The 17,760-nt window shown below is 63.9% G+C and carries 18 protein-coding genes and 2 pseudogenes; all 20 read right to left on the bottom strand.

The annotated features are described in order from the left end of the window. Positions 1–4: 4 nt before the first annotated feature. A complete protein-coding gene (gene arsC, locus ACE3OG_RS05580; protein WP_260347874.1) occupies positions 5–430 on the bottom strand; it encodes an arsenate reductase (glutaredoxin) in 426 nt (141 codons plus the stop codon). A 7-nt stretch (positions 431–437) separates the two neighbouring features. Continuing rightward, a complete protein-coding gene (locus tag ACE3OG_RS05575; RefSeq protein ID WP_260347837.1) occupies positions 438–800 on the bottom strand; it encodes a helix-turn-helix transcriptional regulator in 363 nt (120 codons plus the stop codon). Positions 801–990: 190 nt separating this feature from the next. Further along, positions 991–1,293, bottom strand: a complete 303-nt coding sequence (locus ACE3OG_RS05570; protein ID WP_260347838.1) for a hypothetical protein — start codon at positions 1,291–1,293, stop codon at positions 991–993. Next, positions 1,290–1,556 carry a DUF6117 family protein gene (locus tag ACE3OG_RS05565; protein ID WP_374306625.1) on the bottom strand — a complete coding sequence of 89 codons (267 nt, stop codon included), beginning with the start codon at positions 1,554–1,556 and terminating at the stop codon, positions 1,290–1,292. The genes ACE3OG_RS05570 and ACE3OG_RS05565 overlap by 4 nt, the downstream gene beginning before the upstream one ends. Before the next feature lie 97 nt (positions 1,557–1,653). Beyond that, a pseudogene (locus ACE3OG_RS05560) lies at positions 1,654–2,089 on the bottom strand (hypothetical protein). A 78-nt stretch (positions 2,090–2,167) separates the two neighbouring features. Beyond that, positions 2,168–2,722 carry a hypothetical protein gene (locus ACE3OG_RS05555; RefSeq protein WP_374306623.1) on the bottom strand — a complete coding sequence of 185 codons (555 nt, stop codon included), beginning with the start codon at positions 2,720–2,722 and terminating at the stop codon, positions 2,168–2,170. A gap of 159 nt (positions 2,723–2,881) precedes the next feature. Next, complete coding sequence (locus ACE3OG_RS05550) at positions 2,882–3,103, bottom strand: hypothetical protein (protein WP_374306876.1); 222 nt, start codon at positions 3,101–3,103, stop codon at positions 2,882–2,884. A gap of 56 nt (positions 3,104–3,159) precedes the next feature. Beyond that, the gene (locus tag ACE3OG_RS05545; RefSeq protein WP_260347839.1) at positions 3,160–5,331 is read right to left on the bottom strand and encodes a chromosome partitioning protein ParB; all 2,172 of its coding nucleotides are present in this window, start codon (positions 5,329–5,331) and stop codon (positions 3,160–3,162) included. A gap of 132 nt (positions 5,332–5,463) precedes the next feature. After that, entirely contained in the window at positions 5,464–6,237 is a 774-nt protein-coding gene (locus ACE3OG_RS05540) for a hypothetical protein (RefSeq protein ID WP_260347876.1), read from the bottom strand. Continuing rightward, positions 6,237–7,190 (bottom strand): ArdC family protein, encoded by a 954-nt coding sequence (locus tag ACE3OG_RS05535; RefSeq protein WP_260347840.1) that lies wholly within the window; start codon positions 7,188–7,190, stop codon positions 6,237–6,239. The genes ACE3OG_RS05540 and ACE3OG_RS05535 overlap by 1 nt, the downstream gene beginning before the upstream one ends. Before the next feature lie 191 nt (positions 7,191–7,381). After that, positions 7,382–7,645, bottom strand: coding sequence for a hypothetical protein (locus ACE3OG_RS05530; protein WP_260347841.1), 264 nt, complete (start codon positions 7,643–7,645; stop codon positions 7,382–7,384). Then, entirely contained in the window at positions 7,646–9,004 is a 1,359-nt protein-coding gene (locus ACE3OG_RS05525) for a YhcG family protein (RefSeq protein ID WP_260347842.1), read from the bottom strand. Further along, positions 9,004–10,245, bottom strand: a complete 1,242-nt coding sequence (locus ACE3OG_RS05520) for a site-specific integrase (RefSeq protein ID WP_260347843.1) — start codon at positions 10,243–10,245, stop codon at positions 9,004–9,006. The genes ACE3OG_RS05525 and ACE3OG_RS05520 overlap by 1 nt, the downstream gene beginning before the upstream one ends. A 147-nt stretch (positions 10,246–10,392) precedes the next feature. Next, positions 10,393–11,010: a RadC family protein gene (locus ACE3OG_RS05515; RefSeq protein ID WP_374306874.1), complete on the bottom strand. Its 618-nt coding sequence runs from the start codon at positions 11,008–11,010 to the stop codon at positions 10,393–10,395. Positions 11,011–11,060: 50 nt separating this feature from the next. Continuing rightward, positions 11,061–11,894: a type I methionyl aminopeptidase gene (gene map, locus ACE3OG_RS05510; RefSeq protein WP_374306620.1), complete on the bottom strand. Its 834-nt coding sequence runs from the start codon at positions 11,892–11,894 to the stop codon at positions 11,061–11,063. A 659-nt stretch (positions 11,895–12,553) separates the two neighbouring features. Continuing rightward, positions 12,554–13,630, bottom strand: coding sequence for an ABC transporter substrate-binding protein (locus tag ACE3OG_RS05505; RefSeq protein WP_374306618.1), 1,077 nt, complete (start codon positions 13,628–13,630; stop codon positions 12,554–12,556). Between the two features lie 101 nt (positions 13,631–13,731). Beyond that, positions 13,732–14,277, bottom strand: a pseudogene (locus tag ACE3OG_RS05500) (phytanoyl-CoA dioxygenase family protein); the annotation flags it as partial. A gap of 431 nt (positions 14,278–14,708) precedes the next feature. After that, entirely contained in the window at positions 14,709–15,665 is a 957-nt protein-coding gene (locus tag ACE3OG_RS05495) for a TonB-dependent siderophore receptor (RefSeq protein ID WP_374306616.1), read from the bottom strand. A 39-nt stretch (positions 15,666–15,704) separates the two neighbouring features. Then, complete coding sequence (locus ACE3OG_RS05490) at positions 15,705–16,901, bottom strand: TonB-dependent siderophore receptor (protein WP_374306614.1); 1,197 nt, start codon at positions 16,899–16,901, stop codon at positions 15,705–15,707. A 311-nt stretch (positions 16,902–17,212) separates the two neighbouring features. Beyond that, a complete protein-coding gene (locus ACE3OG_RS05485; protein WP_374306613.1) occupies positions 17,213–17,650 on the bottom strand; it encodes an energy transducer TonB in 438 nt (145 codons plus the stop codon). Positions 17,651–17,760: the final 110 nt, after the last annotated feature.

The raw sequence follows: 17,760 nt of genomic DNA, 5'->3' as shown, positions 1-17,760 counted from the left end.
TTCCTCACGCCGTCGCTACGCGGCGGCCGCGCTCGTCCACCACACGCTCGCCGTCTTCCTTGATGAACTCGCCTCGCTGCGGTGGCAGCAGGTCGAGAACGTCTTCCGAAGGGCGGCAGAGCCGAACACCCTTCGGGCTGACGACGATAGGCCGGTTGATGAGGACCGGGTGCGCCATCATGGCGTCGAGAAGCTGGCCGTCGGTCAACGCGGGATCGCCAAGCCCGAGTTCCGCATAGGGCGTGCCTTTCTCACGAAGCAGCGCGCGAACGGAAATGCCCATGCGCTGGACGAGCTGCGTCAGCATCGTGCGCGACGGCGGCGTCTTGAGATATTCGACGACATGCGGCTCGACACCGGCGTTGCGGATCAGCGCCAGCGTGTTGCGCGAGGTGCCGCAATCGGGGTTGTGATAGATGATGACGTCCATGAAGGTGTCAGCCACGGATAGAGCCTTTCGTGGGTTCGCAGCAGGAGGACAGTGCGGCCATGGCCGGATGGCACACCTCGGGGTGGCCTTGGCAGCAGTCGCGCATGAGGAATTCGACAAGGCCGGAAAGGGCCGTAAGGACAGCGCTGTAGATGATCGACCGCCCTTCGCGGCGGGACTCGACAAGCCCGGCCTGCTCGAGATGGCTCAGATGAAAAGACATGCGCGACGACGAGGCGCTATCCATCGCTTCGCCAATCGCGCCGGCGGACATGCCTTCGGGTCCAGCCGTCACCAGAAGACGAACGATGCGCAGCCTTGTTTCCTGCGACAGCGCCGCGAAGGCGCCGAGGGCCTGCTTTTCGTGCATTATCATCTCAATACTTCAAGACTCATTGATATAAGTAATATGCTAAAAGTTCGGGTTATGCCAGATAGAAGGTCGTTCCGCTGGCGGCCGGTTTTGCGAGGGTATCGGTGGACATGGGAAACGTCTCCAGAGAGCGGAATGGGAAAACCTGACCGGCTCTCCCTTCACTGCCCGGACCCGTCCCGGCCCACTATCTAGCCGCCCATAGGCCGTCCGCGAGTTCGCGGGAGATCATGGCCCGCGCCTTCATCATCACGTCGTCGCCGCGGGTTTCGGGATGATCAAAGAAACGCGCGCCGGAGCCGTTCGCGCACCAGTCGGCATAGTAGCACCAAGCTCGATCGGTCAGTCGGAACGCCACCATGTCGGACGCCCAATGCGGCTTCGGCTCCACGACGACGACAGTGCCGTTGCGGCTTTCCTCCCACGGAAGCGAGCGTTCGGCGGGAGAATTGCGCCCGTCCTCGGCGAATATCTCATCGACGGTCATCATGCCGTGCCCCGGCATTGTTCGGCTGTGAGGAAGCCTGCCGGATCATCGGGGTCCGGCGGGAGATAGGCGTCATAGGGATTGCCGTCGGCGAGATGTCCGAATGGCGTCATGATGACATCGCCACCGTCGCGGCCGACCGCGCAGAGGACATAACGCCGTTCGCCGGAAGCGGCATCGAGGCACTCCATGAGGGCCAGATTGCCGTCGCCTGCCGCGCGCAGCAGGGTGTTGAAATTCGTGCGGGCATGATCGGGGATAGCCATGAGGGTCTCCTGAAACGACAAAGCCCGGCGCGAGGCCGGGCGAATTGAAGGGATGCGATAAGGGCCGTGGCGATGGCGGATACGAGCGTCCGGCCGTTCAGCCGGGCGCCGGCCGAGGTCGAGCGTCGGGATCGTCTCCGGCGAGAACCTCGGCAAGCCAGCCATCGGTATAGGTCCAGGCGATGGTCTCGCCGGTGGCGAGATCCACGACATGCGCGCCGCCGCCGAAGCCGTCGAGGCGCGGCTTTGAACAGGTGTTGGCATATTGGAGGCCCCAGCGGCCGGTGAGACCGAACGCGCTCGCGCACCGCAGGACGAACCGGATGACATGGGCGGGATCGCCGGTGGTGTCATCGCGCATCCAGAGCAGTGCCGCCATGCGCCGGCTCGATCGACACGAGGAAGCCTTCCGAGGGCGGGTCTTCGGCCGCGTTCTCGGCGGCGAGCGTGTTGTAGAGTTCGAGCGCGCGAGCGGCGTTGGCGGGCGTGCCCACATCGAGCAGGGAGGAGAAGTGGGTGAAATAGTCGGCCATGACTGGCTCCTGAAACGACAAAGCCCGGCGCGAGGCCGGGCGAATTGAAGGGGATGCGGTAAAGGCGGTGGCGGGAGATCAGGCGGCCAGCGGCAATCGCAGAAGCTCGGCGGCGGTCTCGCGCCAGAACGCATCGACCAGCCGCGCCTCAAGCTGGCTGGCGCGATAGCGATAGTCACGGGCCGGGCCGTGCTCGCCGCGACCGGCCGCGGCGAAGGCCGCGCCGCGCAGCTTGCTCGCCTCGGTCACGATCTGGCGGGCCTCGGCATCTGATGCGACGGGCTGCTGCCAGAGGATAATCCCGGCCCTGACGGTTCCGGCGAGAACCAGGCCCTGATCGCAGTCCTGAATGACCATCATGCGCGGGCGGAAGCGCAGCATGTCGTCGGTCCCGACGCGGATGTCGCCGCGGGCGATCCGGCCGCTGGCGACGGACATGGCCTCTTCGGGTGACGGGCATTCGCCGACGGTGACGTTCTGGTCAAAACCGTGGGCTTCCATGCCGTCGTAGCTGGCGGTGCCGATGCAGGAGATCCGCAGCGGGAATTTCTGCGCGTGCTGGAGGGCCGGCAGGACATGATGCGCGAGAATGGCGCCGATCGGGGCGACGCGGGATTGGCGGGCAAGGGTCATGGGATCAACTCCGCGACGGGCGGCGGAAGCCTCTCCTCCACCTCGTAACCCGTCACGGCCAGGCCGACCGGCCTCTGCCTCTCTTCACTCTCGGAAAGCGGCCGTGGCCCGCATGAAAATTGCGCCCCACCGGATGATCGGGCGCATGTGAAAGCGAGATCAGTAGCCGAACCGCCAGGACGGCCAGGATTGTCCGTCATCAGAGGCCGCGACGGCCGAGGCGAGATCGGCAGGATCGCCCTCGACAATGGCGGGATCGCGCACCGGCGTCTCATCAATGATGGTGACGCAGGTAACGAGGCCGTCTTCGACCTCGACGTGGACCGGAACGAGATACTGAAAAACGACCCGGCCGGCGTGGGCAGGATGAGGGTCAGGCATGGTCATCTCCATGAATGGCGGCGGGAAGCGACCGACGCCGCTCCCCGCCGTTTCGATCATTCGGCCGCGACGAGAACGACTTGCTCGTCTTCGGTCTCGGTGGCTTCGTCGTCGTCGCCATCGCCTACCAGGAAGTCCGGCAGGGCATCGCCATCACCGGCATCGTCCGCGTCCGCGACGTCACCGTCGAGTTCGACCAGGCGCAACGGCTCGGGCAGCCAGCCGGTTTCGGCCAGCAGGCGCTCGGCCTCCTTCGCCATGTCGCCCTTCTTCAGATGGCTGATGAGCTGGGCGGCGCGCTCGCCAGCGCCTTCGCGAACGGCTTCGAGGATGCGGGGCTTGGTGACGCGGCCGAGATAGTTATCGACCGTCGGCCTCCAGCCGCCGTCCATCACCATGTCGAAGCCGGTGGCGCGGGCGATGCGATCAGCACCCGACAGGCGACAATCAAGGCCGAACTGCGAGACGCCGGAACCGCTGTGGGGGTTCGGCCGCTCGTAGAGGGCGTTGACGCCGTAGCTGACGCAATGGGCGAGCAGCGCCATCCGGCTCGTATCGTCGAGCGCGGCGATCCAGTCCCAGAGCGCGCCTTCGTCCGAGGGAACGTCGGCCTTCCAGGCGTCGAAGCGTTCGTCGATGGCCTTGGCCGAGGGCGTGTCGCCGAGATCGCTGCCCTGCACGCCGAGATGCCGCTGTCGCACGGAGACCTCCAAGCAGCCGGTCGGCGCCGAGTAGTGATAGCGCTGCATGACCAGGCGGTGCAGGAGCGCCGTCATCGCGACATGCGGGTTGTTGGCGAGCGCATCGTGGAGCGCCAGCGTGCGATGGGCGGTCAGCTCGATCACCAGCCGTTCGGGGAGCGGCTTGATCGCGTCGTCCTCGTCGTCCTCCGCGTCCACCGGCTCGCCGCCGATGGTGATGACGGCGCGCTGGACGCTCGCCTGGGTCGCGACCGCACCGCCTTCGGCATCACGCTCGCCATCGCCGGCATCATCCTCACCGTCGACGGTGACGGGCGCCTCGTCCTCGGGACGGACATAGCCGCGAGCGACGACGAGCTGGCCGGCGCGGTCGATGCTGATGAAGACGCCCGCGCGCGCGATCTCATCGGCGTCATAGATCGCCGGACGATTCTCGAAGGCGCTCAGCGCGGCCTCGATCTCGCCGAGGCGCGCATCGATGTCGTCGGGCAGCTCGTCATAGTCGGCGTGTTCCGCCTCGAGCCGCTCATATTCCTCGCCCAGCGCCTCGCGGGTAGCGCGTTCCTCTTCGGTCAGATCGGGGAACGTGGCGTTGAGGACGCGAAGGCCGCGATCGTGGCCGTAGGGCAGATCGGTATCGACCTCGATCCACTTCCAGCCCTCGGCCGCGACGTCATCGGCGATGCCCTTCAGCTTGTCGGAGACCAGCCGGTCGAGCATCTCGGGATTTTCCAGCCAGCCTTCGTCTTCGTCGGAGAAGAGATCGCGCAGCATCACGCCGCCGGCCTGTTCATAGGTTTCGACGCCGACGAACTGCGCGCGCTTGTCGTCGGTCGGAACCGTCGTCTCGGTCAGGAGATCGCGGATATACCAGGGCTGGCGGTTGTGTGAACGCTGGATCGCCTCCCAGACCTGCTCCTGACGGGCATGATCGGGATTGACGGTGAACGCCTCCAGCATCGCCAGCGTCATCTCGGTGCGCGCATAGGCGTCCATGAGGGGCTGCGCGACGCGGGCAAGGCGCAGCCGCTGGGCGATATAGCGCGGCGTGGTGCGATAGGCGTCGGCGACTTCCTCCTTCGACATGCCGCCATCGACCATGCGCTTGAACGCCTTGAACTGGTCGAGCGGATGCAGCGCCAGCCGGATGACGTTCTCGGCATAGGAATCGTCGACGGCCGAGGTCTTCGCATTGGCCTTCTTCACGAGGCAGGGAATGAGACCGTCTTCGGCGAAGCGGCCCGCCGCGACCAGGCGGGCGATGGCGCGGTAGCGCCGGCCGCCGGCCGGGGTCTCGAAGTCGCCGGTCTCGGCGCCGGCATCGTCGAGGACGGCGCGGACATTGAGGCCCATCACGAGGTCTTCGCGGCGGTCGATGTCCTGGGTCAGCTCGTCGAGGCCCTGTTCGACGTCGATCTCGCGGACATTGCTGTCCGACAGCCGGATGCGGTTGAACGGAATGTCGCGCGTGCGGGAAAACTCGATCATCGCGACGGCGGGGTTCTTCTTGCGGGCAGCTTTGGCCATGGTCTTTACTCCACGACGGGCGCCGAGAGCCTCTCTCTCGAACCTAACCCGTCATGAAATCTCATCCCCTCTCTCCCTCTATCGGCGGTGCGGCTGGCGGGACGCCGAGCGGGAGAGCGCCACGCCCGCGCCTCATGGCCGGGTACCTCCGGCGATCGTGACAGGAACGATCCGCTGGACGGTGACGGGCCGCGTCTCGCCGGCCTGCGCCAGCCGCTCGATCAGCGCGACGTCGGCATCCGAGCATTCGCCGCGCACTTCGATCTCAACGCGATGATCGGCATGGCGAAGATGGGAATCGCGCAGGCGATGGTCGGACACGGCGTAGAAACCCGCCGAGCGATCAATGGGATGCACCCGTTCGTTCAGAAACAGGATGCCCGACCCGAGATTGCCGCAGAACAGCCGCTCGTCGCTGTCGGCTCTGTTCGGGCCGCCTGTGACCTTTCGCTTGCCGATCTGGCGGAAGGCGTCGTGGAAGCTCGACGGATTGCGGGTGATGCGGGCCGAGCGCGCCTGATGGAAGACCCATGGCGGCCGTTCGGGATCGAGCTTGCCGACGGCGATCTGATGCAGGAAATCGGCGAAGCTCGCCGGATCGGCGGGATATGGGCAGGTCCGCCAGATTTCGCGGACGCGGGCGCGCAAGGGATCGGGCAGCGCAAAGAGCCGGGCACGGCCTTTGCGCCACCAGGCCGCGCGTTGATCGCGGCGATCGCGTTCATACTCGTCCCACCAGATGGTGCGGCGAGCCATTTCCTCGTCGACGCCATGCTGGGTGGCGGCGATGTCCTCGGCGAAGAGCGGCAGGGCCTCGCGTTCGAGGCGCTGCTTGCGGTGGAACGCCGCGCGTTTGCGCGACGTGTCCCGATATGGTTCGGGGCGATGCCCAGGGCGGAAGCGCATCACGCGGCCCTCCGCATATCGTTGGTGTCGGGAAGGCGCTCGGCGCCCGGCGCGAAAGACAGGAGCCAGTCCGCCGCCTTGCTCGCTTGCGAGGCGGCCCGGACGATTGCGCGGTTGTCCTCGCGCAGCACCTCCAGCCACGAACCGATATAGTCGGCATGGCGCACGGTCGGGACGATGCCGAGCGAGGCGCAGCAGAAGGCCGAGATCAGCTCGGCCGTGATTTCCTCGACCGAATAGAGCTTCGAGCCGAAGGAGCCGGAAAGATTTCGGTTCAGCCGGTGCTCTGCGCCGCTGGCGTGACCGAGTTCGTGCAGCGCCGTCCGGTGCCAGTTGATCGGCTCGTAATAGGCGGCCGGCGGCGGCACCTGAACATAGTCGAGCGACGGGACGTAGAATGCCCGGTTGCCGCCGATGCGGAAGTCGATGCCGGTCGCCTTGATGAGCGCCTCGACCTGGGGCTCGATCATGCCGGGCGGCGGCGGGGGCGCAGCCGCCTCGATGTCGTCGGGCAGGCCGTCGCATTGCGCCGTGTTGAACACCGTGAAGCGCTTCAGGAACGGGATCGCGTGGGCTTCCTCGCCTGCCTCGAAGGCGCGGCGCTTCTCGTCCTCCGGCGTGAAGCGGTCGGCATAGACGACGGTGGTGCCGCGCTCACCCTTGCGAACATGGCCGCCAAGCGACAGCGCCTGGCGGAAGGTGAGCCAGCCCTGGCCGGGAAAGCCGTGCTCGATGACGGCCCCCCAGAGGATCAGGACATTGATGCCGCTATAGCAACGGGAGGTCGTGGCGTTGCGCGGCAGGCCGAGCGGCGCCTTAGCCGCCGAGGTGCCCCAGGGCTGGACCCACGGTACGCGGCCGGCCTCCAGCTCGGCGATGATCTTGCCGGTGATTTCGTCATAGAGGTTCGCTCGGTCGGTGCCGGTCCGAGGGGTGCGTTCATGTCTGGACATCGCGGTTCTCCGCGACGGGCGCCGGAAGCCTCTCTCCCAGCCCTCAACCCGTCACGACAAAACCCGTCCGCACTCTCACTCTAAAAGGGGGTGTTGCGGGGGAATCTCCCGCAGAAGGGGGTGTGCCGGCGACCTTGGCGCCGGCCAGGGGGAAGGCTTTCCCCCACCACCATTTCATCATGATGCCGAAGCTATCGCATTTCCTCATCGGCGATGGCCTGCACCACCTTCATGTCCATTTCCGCATCAGGCGACAGGCGCGCGACCTCCGAGGCAACCTTGGCCCAATGCCAGAACTCGGACCCGTTCCCCTGGGCACGACAGCGTGCGGCGAGCCGCTGCGCTTCATAATAGGCGTGATGGCCGTGCTTCACGATCATCGCCCGCGCGTCCTGCTGCCAGCGTTGGCGGATTTGTCTGCGCTTCTCGATCCAGGCGGCGAGACGACGGAACATTCAGCCGTCCTTTCCGCTATGTGCCCGCAGCTCCCTCAGTTCCGCCAGGAACGTCGTGCCGACATCGATCGCGCGCTGCGCGCTTGTCCCGTCCACATCGACACCATGCGAGGCTTCCAGCATGACGCGGAGCGAAGCGAGGAACGGTTTCGTGCTGGCGGGCGCGACCCTGCGCTTCTGCAGGGCGCTCACCATCTCGGTGATACCGGCCGGTCGTTCCGGCGTGCCGCCATTGTCGATCATGAAATCCCTCAAGGTCCGCTCGATCTCGATGCGGAGCTTGACCACGGACATGAGCGGAAATTCGCGCGCCAGTTCCTCAACGGTCGGCAGGTCGCGTTGAAGCTGTGGCGGCAGGACCGGCGAGAGGCGGTATTGCGCGACGCCCATCGGCTTGCTGGTGTCGCGCAAGGTGTATTCGACGATCACCTCGTTGCGGCCTTTGCAGAGAATGATGCCGATGGTCGGCTGATCGTCCGGGTGACGGAGCTGGTCGTCGACGGCCGAGAGGTAGAAATTCATCTTGCCCGCGAACTCGGGCTTGAAGTCTTCGATCTTCAGTTCGATCACCACGAAGCAGCGCAGACGGAGGTGATAGAAAAGCAGGTCGAGGTAATAATCCTGACCGCCCACTTCGAGATGATACTGGCTCCCGACGAAGGCGAAACCCTTGCCGAGTTCGAGGATCAGCGCGCGCAGATGTTCGATCAACCCGCGTTCGAGATCGCGCTCCAGCATGTCCGGGCCGAGCGAGAGGAAGTCGAAGGTGTAGGGGTCTTTGAGAAGCTGTTGGGCAAGTTCGGATTGCGCGGCCGGCAAGGTTCGTGAGAAATTGGTTAGCGCGCTGCCTTGGCGGGCGAACAAATTGCTCTCGATCTGATGGACAAGGACGGGCCGCGTCCAGCCATGCTCGATGGCCTGCCGGGCATACCAGGCGCGTTCTTCTGGCGCCTTTACGGTATCGAGCAGGCTGACGTTATGGCCCCACGGTAATTGTGCAACGATCCGTTGCACAATTTCGGGATCGGGCCAGGCATCGGCCAAGGCCCGCATATATTTGAGGTTTCGGGACGAAAGCCCGGTCATTTCGGGGAACGCCTGACGGAGATCCCCGGCGAGCCGGTCGACGACCTTGGCGCCCCAACCCTCACGCACCTGCCGGGTGAGAATATCCCGCCCAATGGTCCAGTAGAGCAGGATCATCTCGCGGTTGACCGACAGGCTGGCGCGGTGCCGGGCTTCGATGATCCTCTGCTTCAGGTCGCCGACGAACGCAGCATAGCTTTGCGGGTCGATGTCGGCGGCCGGCGCGGCTGTCCCGGCGCGACGCGGGGCGGGGGATTTGGGCGGCCGCGTCATCAAGCTGCCGCCTTCAGGCGCTTCTTCGCCAGCATGGCGCGGACGAACTTGTCCCACTTCGCCATGCCCGCGCGCTTCTCGGCCATGTAGTTCCAGCGATCATAATGTTTCGAGCTGACGTCCTGAAGCGTATGGTTTTGAATCCTGTCGCGTATTTCCTTTGAGAGCCCGGCCTTGCCGGCAAGCGTTTTCCATGTGCGCCGAAGGTCGCGGTTCGTCACCACAGGGATGACCTCACGTTCGCGCTGGCGCCACATAAAAGAGTAGAGCGTTCCGTGGCTGACGGGCTTTGACGGGTCTTTGGCCGATGGGAAAAACCAGCCATGCTCGTTGGGCTTTATCTCTTCGATGAGATCCGCCGCGATCTTGGGCACAGGAATGGCGTGGGGTTTACCGTTCTTGGTCTTGGACCAGTCGATGATCCGCTCCTTGGCGTCCCACTGATCGACATGCAGACGCGCGATCTCCTCGACGCGCTGGCCGGTCAACAGGAGAATCCTGACGGCACGGGCATAGGGCGGGTGGACCGGCGTGTCGGGGCATTCCAGCCACCGATAGAGCCGGAGGAACTCATCTTCGTCCAGCCAGCGTGTGCCGACGTTCTTGGGCTCTGTCGGAATGCCCGCCGCCGGATTGTAAACGAGCCGAAAGCGGCGCGCTGCGGTCGAGCGGTAGTCATGCTCGGATTTAAGACCCCAGCTATATGCGGATCGAATGTAGGATCGCACATGGTCGGCCATTGACCGCTTCCCACGCTCATAGATCGGGCGAATGATCGCCGTGATCTCTTCCGGTTCGATGTCGCGTGCCGGGCGGTTGCGCCCGAGCGTATCGGCGATTTTGTTGAGGCCCTTTTCGGCTTCTTTCCAAGATGGCTTTCCGGCCTCCTTGAGGGCCGCGACATAGGCTTCGAACAGGTCAGCGACCGTACCGGGGCGGGTGTCTCCGGCGATCTTGATGCTGCGGCCCTTCTGAATCATCCCCGCGAAATCGCGGTTGTACACTTCTCGCGCCTTGCTGAGCGGCATCGCCGGATATGAGCCGAGCTTCTTCTTGATCCGCTTCTGATCGCGCCATTGCTGCGCCATCCAGTCCGCAGTCACACGGGTAGGCATCGGCTTCATGACGAGGACCAGGCGGCCGGTGCCGTGTCCTTCGCCGTCAACGAGGCTTAGCTGTTTTTGGGTCTGCTCAACCTGCTTCAGGGCGCGGCGTATTTCTCCATCTGTAAGGCTCGGCACTGGGGTTCTCCATCGGCTTTTTGGTGGGGTCGCCAGACGGGTTTGTGGTGCCGGCAACTGGGGTCAAAAAGGGCTCCGATCCCCTTAAAACCGCCCCCACTATGCCATGGTATCCGCCCCTGCGACAACCCAAAAAAAGCCAGTGTTTTACGATGCTTGAGCGTGATCCATCGTGATCAAAAAGGGCCAAGTGGGATGGTTGTGCACGAGGATGAGCGCGGAGGCGGCGAGCTCCAGCGCGCGGCGCATCAGCTCGCGCGGATAGACCGGGGCGTGGTCGATGGTGCCCACCCCCTGCACCTCGTCGGCGATGAGGAAGTTCTTCCTGTCGAGGAACAGGACGCGGAACTCCTCATGGTCGAGGTGGGCCATCGCCGCGCGGCAATAGTCGATCACCGCCGGCAGGCTGGAGAGGGAGGGCCGCGCCTCGATCTCAACGCGCGCGAGGCGCCGCGCCGCGGCGGCGACGATCTGCAATTCGACGATCGCCGCCTCGCCGATCCCGTCGATCTCGGCGAGCCGCTCGGCGCGGGCGGTGACGACGCCGGCGAAGGAGCCGAAGCGGGCGATCAGCGCCTTGGCGAGCGGCTTGACGTCGCGCCGCGGCATGGCCCTGAACAGCACGAGCTCGATCAGCTCATAGTCGGCGAGCGCCTCGCCGCCGCCTTTGCGAAAGCGCTCGCGCAGCCGCTCGCGATGGCCGTGGTAATGCGGCGCGGGGGCCGCCGCCTCGGGGAGAAGGCCGGGGAAGGGCGCCTCGCGCAGGTCGAGGGCGGGCTCCTCCGGCGCGCCGGCCGCGCCCTTGCGCGCGCGGCTCACGCGCCGTCGAGGCGGTAGGGCGGGCAGTTCAGCCCCTTGGGCGACAGGGTGAAGACCTCATGGCCCGTGTCGGTCACGCCGATCGAATGCTCGAACTGGGCGGAGAGCGAGCGGTCGCGGGTCACCGCGGTCCAGCCGTCGGACAGGATCTTCACCTGCGGCCGGCCGAGGTTGATCATCGGCTCGATGGTGAAGAACATGCCGGGGCGCAGCAGCACGCCCTCGCCGCGCCGCCCGTAGTGCAGGATGTTCGGCTCGTCGTGAAACAGCCGGCCGAGGCCGTGGCCGCAGAAGTCGCGCACCACCGAGCAGCGCTCGCCCTCGGCGTAGTCCTGGATCGCCGCGCCGATGTCGCCCGTCGTCGCGCCGGGACGCACGACGGCCATGCCGCGCATCAGCGATTCATAGGTGACCTCGATCAGCCGCTGCGCCCTGCGCGGAATTTCGCCGACGGCGTACATGCGGCTCGAATCGCCGTGCCAGCCGTCGACGATGAGGGTCACGTCGATGTTGACGACGTCGCCCTCCTTGAGCGGCTTCCTGTCCGGCATGCCGTGGCAGACGACGTGGTTGATCGAGGTGCAGATCGACTTGCGGTAGCCGCGATAGTCGAGCGGGGCGGGATAGGCGCCGTGGTCCATGGCGAAGTCGAAGACGAGCTGGTCGAGCCGCTCGGTCGAGACGCCGGGCTCGACATAGGGGGTCAGCATGTCGAGCGCCTCGGCGGTGAGCCGTCCCGCCTCGCGCATCCCGGCGAAGGCCTCGGGCCCATGCAGCTTGATATGCCCGGCCTTGCGGCCTGCGGCCTCGACCGCGTCGACGAAAGTCATTTTCTTACGCCTTGCCAGCCGTTTCGCGCCGGCGTTCGATGGGTGCCCAGCCTGCAATTTAGGCGGTTGCGCGGACATGGCAAGGCGGGCGGATCGGCGGCGGCCGAAGATGGCCTGTCTGTGGAAGTTCGACACGGGGCGGACTTTCCCGTCCAGCTCCGGGCTGCAAAACGAGGAAAGAGGACGCGGCGGCCTGAGCGCAAAACTGCGCATGGCCGCGCGCGGGCTTGGCCTGCCGGTCCGCTTCGCGCTCATCGGCGGCCAACCCGGCGCTTCTTCTGCGCCGCGGAGCCCGTTCATGGTCGCTCGCAATGGAATTCCGGCTCGTGCGTAATGCGCGAGGGCGGCCGGACGGGACATGGATCCTGACAAATGAGCGCCGTCGATTACGTCAAGACGACGCGCCCCCCGGGATTGCTGCGACGCCTGCGGCCTCATCGTGATGCGAAACGAGGGCGCCGTCGCCAGGGTGAAGGGCGATCCGGACCATGCGACGTCTCGCGGCGGCCTGTGCGGCGAATGCGCCATCGCCTGCAATGGCGTCCTCAGGGACGAGGCTCTGCGCCTCGGCGCGCCGTTGCGGCGCGTCGGGCCGAAAGGACAAAGCCGAGATCGCGTCTCGCCTGCGCGACCGGGCGACGCAGGGATTATTTCCTGCGTCATTGAGCGTCGAGCAAAAAGCGCTCATAAAATGAAGAGGCGCCGTTCGCCTTGGTCTGCAACATGTCGTCCAGCTCCACGTCGGAGAGGCGATAGTTGAGTTCACGCGAGTAGGCTTCCCGCATCATCGCGCGGACCTTCGGCCTGAGCCGATCCGGCTGGACGAGTTCAGCGAGCCATCGGACGAAAAGAGGGTCTTCAACAATTCCCTGAAAATAGGAGCCTGCGGCTTTTGGAATCGTGTAGACGCGACGATTACGAACGCATTTCAATGCTCGCCACCGCGCGTCGGACATGAACGACGCGGGATCTACGCGATTGTTCGCGCCTTCCCGAAGGATCAATATGTCAGGGTCGATCCGCAGAACTTCTTCCGCGTCGATCCATGGCGGATTCACGCGCTTTGCGCTGGCGTTTTTCGCTCCGGCGAGTTCGATCAGCCTTGTCGCCGGGTTCGACGCTATCCAGACCGCCATACGCCCGTCGCCAAAGAAGCCGAGGCCCAAGACCCCGGGGCGAGGGATGTCTGGGCCTAATTCGCCGCCGGTCGCCGCCATCTGATCCTTATAGGCGGCGATGATCCTCTCCGCCGCCCCATCGAGCCTCAGAGCGCCGGCGTAGGCCCGGGCGTCGTCAAACAGGGAAAATCTTCCATTTTGCGCTCCGACGCCGATCACGGGCAGGCCGACGCGCTCGAGCGCAGGCCGCTGAAAATACCAGCTGAATACGGCGCCGGGGCGCAGTGCGAGAAGGGTCTCCAGATTGCTTGCGCCGGTGCCGTTATTTCGAACCGAAGACCCTTTTATGAGACCGCCAAAGACCCGGCCCAAGAGACGGTCGCGGGGCGGCGAGTAAGCTGGGGCCAGGACAATCGCATCAGGGCGATGGGTGACGAAAAGGTAATCACCCAGCGTCGTCGCGAGAAAAGCCGCGCCTCCAAAGGGAAAGTCAATTGGAGCGCGCCGGCCGTTCGCGTCGCTTGCGAGGCGCCGCCCCGACGCCGGCGGAGGCGTCGCGGCTTGCCGAACGGAGGCCGTCCACGCCGCCAGAAGGAACGCGGCGGAAGCGATCGCCATGAACAGCCATATCGGGTCGCCCGGAGGAGGCGCAGAACGCCATTTCGGTTGGCTCCCCTGCGGCCGCGCGGCTTTCCCTGGAAATCGAGACTTGACGCTCATCAGTCGACGACGATCGCCCGCGCCTGGATTTCCTTGCAGGCGTTAAGATAGTTGACGACCTTGAGCCCGGCGCGCGTCTCCTCAACCTCAAACTCGACGACATTTTCCGGTCGACGAAAGTCATGAGTCCGCCCCCAATAGGCGCCTGGCGCATAAAATGGCGCGCGACGGGCGTAGTGATTGAAGATCATGCACTTTCGTGTGCGTCCCGGATCTTGCGCCTCGCTTGATCCGTGAATGATGGCGAGATCGAAGACGAGAGCATCCCCTTTCCTGAGTTCAGGCGCGACGCGGACCAGCCGGTGACGCGACAGGCCGTCCTCGATTTTCTGAATCATGTGTGCGCCAAAGCGCTTCGCCTCCTCGGTGTGCGGCTGAAAGTTGAAACGCAGCCAGTCATGATAACCGGGATGCTCCTCCAGCATTTCCTCGCGTATGTTCCCGCAGACAAGCTTGTGGCTTTGCGGGTAGAGGTAGATCGGGCCCGAACGCGGGTCGATGTCTTCGAGGGCCGCCCATATGCGCACTCGCGGTCGGGCGGATCGGTAATCGTGGTGTTGAGCGAGTCGGCGTGAATGTGGGAGCCGAGGGTGAACAGGTGGGTCCCGACCATGCGCAGCACCGGCTCATCGTCAAATCGCCGGCGCAGAAACCCGAGGAGCCTCGGTTGGAAACAGATGGACTCGTGCGTGCGGTCGGCCTCATAAAATCGGCTGCGCGCATTGCGATACTCGTCTAGCGAGAGAGGCGGGCCCTCCTGAAAGTATCGCCCGTCGATCTGCCGAGCGACGCTCTCATAAGCTCGCAGATGACGATCGATGTCCGCAGGATCGAACAATTGACGCCAGATGAAGAACCCCTCTTCATCGAGCGCGCGCGCCTGCGTGTCAAATAGCGCGCCATCTTCGGCGGATAGGGGTTCTTTTTTTGGGTTCATCTCGATCGCCTCAAGAAAGGCCGCGTCTCGGGACAGCGCCTAGAACTGCTTCTGAATGCGGAACGCGACAGTCAGGGGCTGGCCGACGAAAACGTTGTTAAACCCCGTCGACGATTGATAATAACGCGTGTTGAAAAGGTTCGTGATATTCGCCGAGAAGCGCCACCCGTCGTACTTATAGTAGAGAAGCGCATTGACCTCGGCCCATGCAGGCAATCTGTAAATGCTGTTGGTGGCGATCGGGCTCGAGGATTGCGCGTGCAGGCCTGCGCCAACGCCAAAACCTTTCAGGAAGCCGTCCTGAAATTCATATGTGCTCCAAATGGAGCCGGCGTTATAGGGCACGTTAGCGAACTGATGGTTGAGATTTGCGATATTCGTGTCCGAGATGACTTTCGCCGACGTATAGGCGTAGGACGCCGTGATGTCCCATCCAGGCAGCGGCCGATAGGCGAAGTCAAGCTCGAGGCCGCGGCTTCGGGCCTCTCCGATCTGCTCCATTACGCCCTGGGCCGCGAGGATGGGATCGGAGCTCGTCACCAGCACGTTCGTCTCGGTCAGCTGATAGAGAGCGGCCGTGATGCTAGCCTGATTGGTGACGGCGTATTTCGTGCCAACCTCGATTTGATTTCCCTGTAGCGGCTTCGCCGGATAGACGGTTACGCCGTCTTCGCTATGTGGATAGTTCTGCGGCACAAAAGTTGTCGCATAGCTGGAATAAACGGTCCAATCCGGCGTCAAATAATAGATTGGGCCGACGCGAAACGCGACGCCGTTCTGGGAGTTCGAATATTTAATATCGTTAGAAGTATTGTAATGAAAATAATCTTGGGCAATGGTATAGGAAAGGCCCGCAGATATTTTCAACCCGCCTATAATATCGACGACGTCGTTGAGGTAAAAAGCCGCCTTGTTGTTATAATAATATGATTGATTGCCTTCAATGTTGGAGGCCCATGTCACCTGCGGCCGCGGGATGTTCGTTGGGCTTGTCACTGTCCCATTTACAATAGCGCCGTTCGGGCTATAGTAATTTTAGCTTGTTGGATTGTACAGGTACGTTGCGCCGACGACAAGATCGTTTGCGTGACCAAACAGCATGAACTTGCCGTTGAAATTTGTGTCGAGGTTTAGAGCCTGGCGATCGAAATGTTCATGATAGTAATACCAGGATCCGGTCCCGTCGTCATTCCAGCTGACGCCATATTGCGAGTTGTAGTTTGTGTTGCCGACCCATCCGACGCTCGTCCGCGAAATCCAGTTTGAGTTGATCTGATGATCGAGCTCGATCTGAATGGCGTTGCTTTGGGCCTGATAGGGCTGCGCCTGCAATACCGAAGGATTGGCGCTCCTCGCGAACTGGAAAGGATAGCCCAAATTCGTAAAAACCGGCTGCCCCAGAATCTGGTTCGCTTGCAGCCCGATGTGCTGATAGAAAAAGGTGAGCGTCGTCGCCGGATCGATCTGACCCTGAATCGTGATCGACCCGTCGCCGATCTGCTGACGCCCATTCTGGACAAAGGTCGGATCTGTTCTGAGATCGCCGGTGACGCGGACCAGCCAGTTCTTGTCTTCCGTCAGCGGATGCGACACGTCCATGTAGAGGCCGACCATGCCGAAATTGTCGACAGTGGTCCCGAAGAGGTAGGAAGGATTGAGCAGAGGCTTCTTGGTGACCGTGTTGACGATGCCGCCGATGCTGCCGATAGTGGGTCCGTAGAGCAGGGCGGAGGACCCTTTCAGGACCTCGATGCGCTCGACGTCCTGCCCGATGAAGGGCAGATTTGCGGCGTTGGTCTGATCATACATGCCATTCAGCATATATTCGCTGACGCTGAATCCGCGGATCAGGGCGTAATTGCCGTTCAGCGTGTAGCCCGGAAAGCCGGCGATCTGAACGCCGGCGACATTTTGTAGGGCGTCGGCCTGGTTGGTGATGTTCTGATCGTCGATGATCTTGTTGGGAATCACTACGACGGACTGCGGGACGTCCGTGATCGGCGCGTCGGTCTTCGAACCGGTCGTCTGCCGCGCGACGACGACATTGTTGAAACCTTCAGCGTCGGCGGGCTGTCCAATGACGGGCGCCGGGATTCCCGGAGACGCCGTCACGGAGACGTCCGGGACCGGCGTCGCATCCTGCGCGCGCGCGATCGAACAGAAAACAACGACGGACGCAGAGGCGCTGAGAAGCAGCGCTGAGCGGAGCGCTATGCGGCGAGTAGTCGGCATCAGACGTTTTTCCTTGCAGTCAGCTCGGAGGCGAGCAGACTTGTGCCGTCGAAGACGGAGATGAAGAGGTCGCAGGAGGAAGTCCCGGCATCGCATTTTGCGCGGCGCGCCGCCGTCGTTCCGCGGCTCCAGTTATCTATATCGAAATAGATATAGCTATCGCTATTATTTGGAGCGATTCTGACTGTGGTCTTTTATGGCCTGCCGTTGCTCAATTGCAACACCGCCGACGGCGTCCGTTTGGGCGCGGCGATAGCGCCGTGGGCGCGCGCGCCGGAGGTCGAAGGCGCGCGCTCGCCCGACCACGTCGCCTATCTCGCCAGGCTAAAGGAGATCGTGATCGATCCGCGGAAGCCGCCGCCCGGCGGCGGCGGCGGATGCGCGGCGGACATCATCTGCAGGACGGCCGCGTCGAGATCGCCGTCGCCGGACGATCGCACGATGGACCGAGCGATGATCGCGCCGGACGAGCCGATGGTGAAAACCACCCGCGCCGCGCCTTCGCGTCTGGCCTCCCGCGCCCTTTCGGGATAGTGCTTGCGGCGGTTGATCTCCGCCGACACTAGCGCGGCGTAGGCTGCGTTCGACATATGCTGCGCCTCGCCCGCGCCGTCCCGGACGCCGGCGTGGACCGCGGGGGCGCCGATCTGGGAATGGGCGGCGAGCATGCGCGCATGCGCCTGCGCTTTGGCCCGCTTCAGCGCCAGAATTGCGCGCCGGCGCTGCGCTTGCCTAGGGCCTGTCGTCATTTAGGGGCTTCCGGCGCGCTGGAAACTTCGATTCATAGAAGGTCAGCCATTTTGGAGCTGACCGGTGCGACGCTACAGCCTTCGCGACTCCCAATGGGAGCGCATCCGCG

It is taken from the genome of Methylocella sp., from assembly GCF_041905455.1.
Lineage (GTDB): Bacteria > Pseudomonadota > Alphaproteobacteria > Rhizobiales > Beijerinckiaceae > Methylocapsa.
Note: the sequence above shows the minus strand (reverse complement) of the source record. Positions and strands in the feature narration are given on the sequence as shown.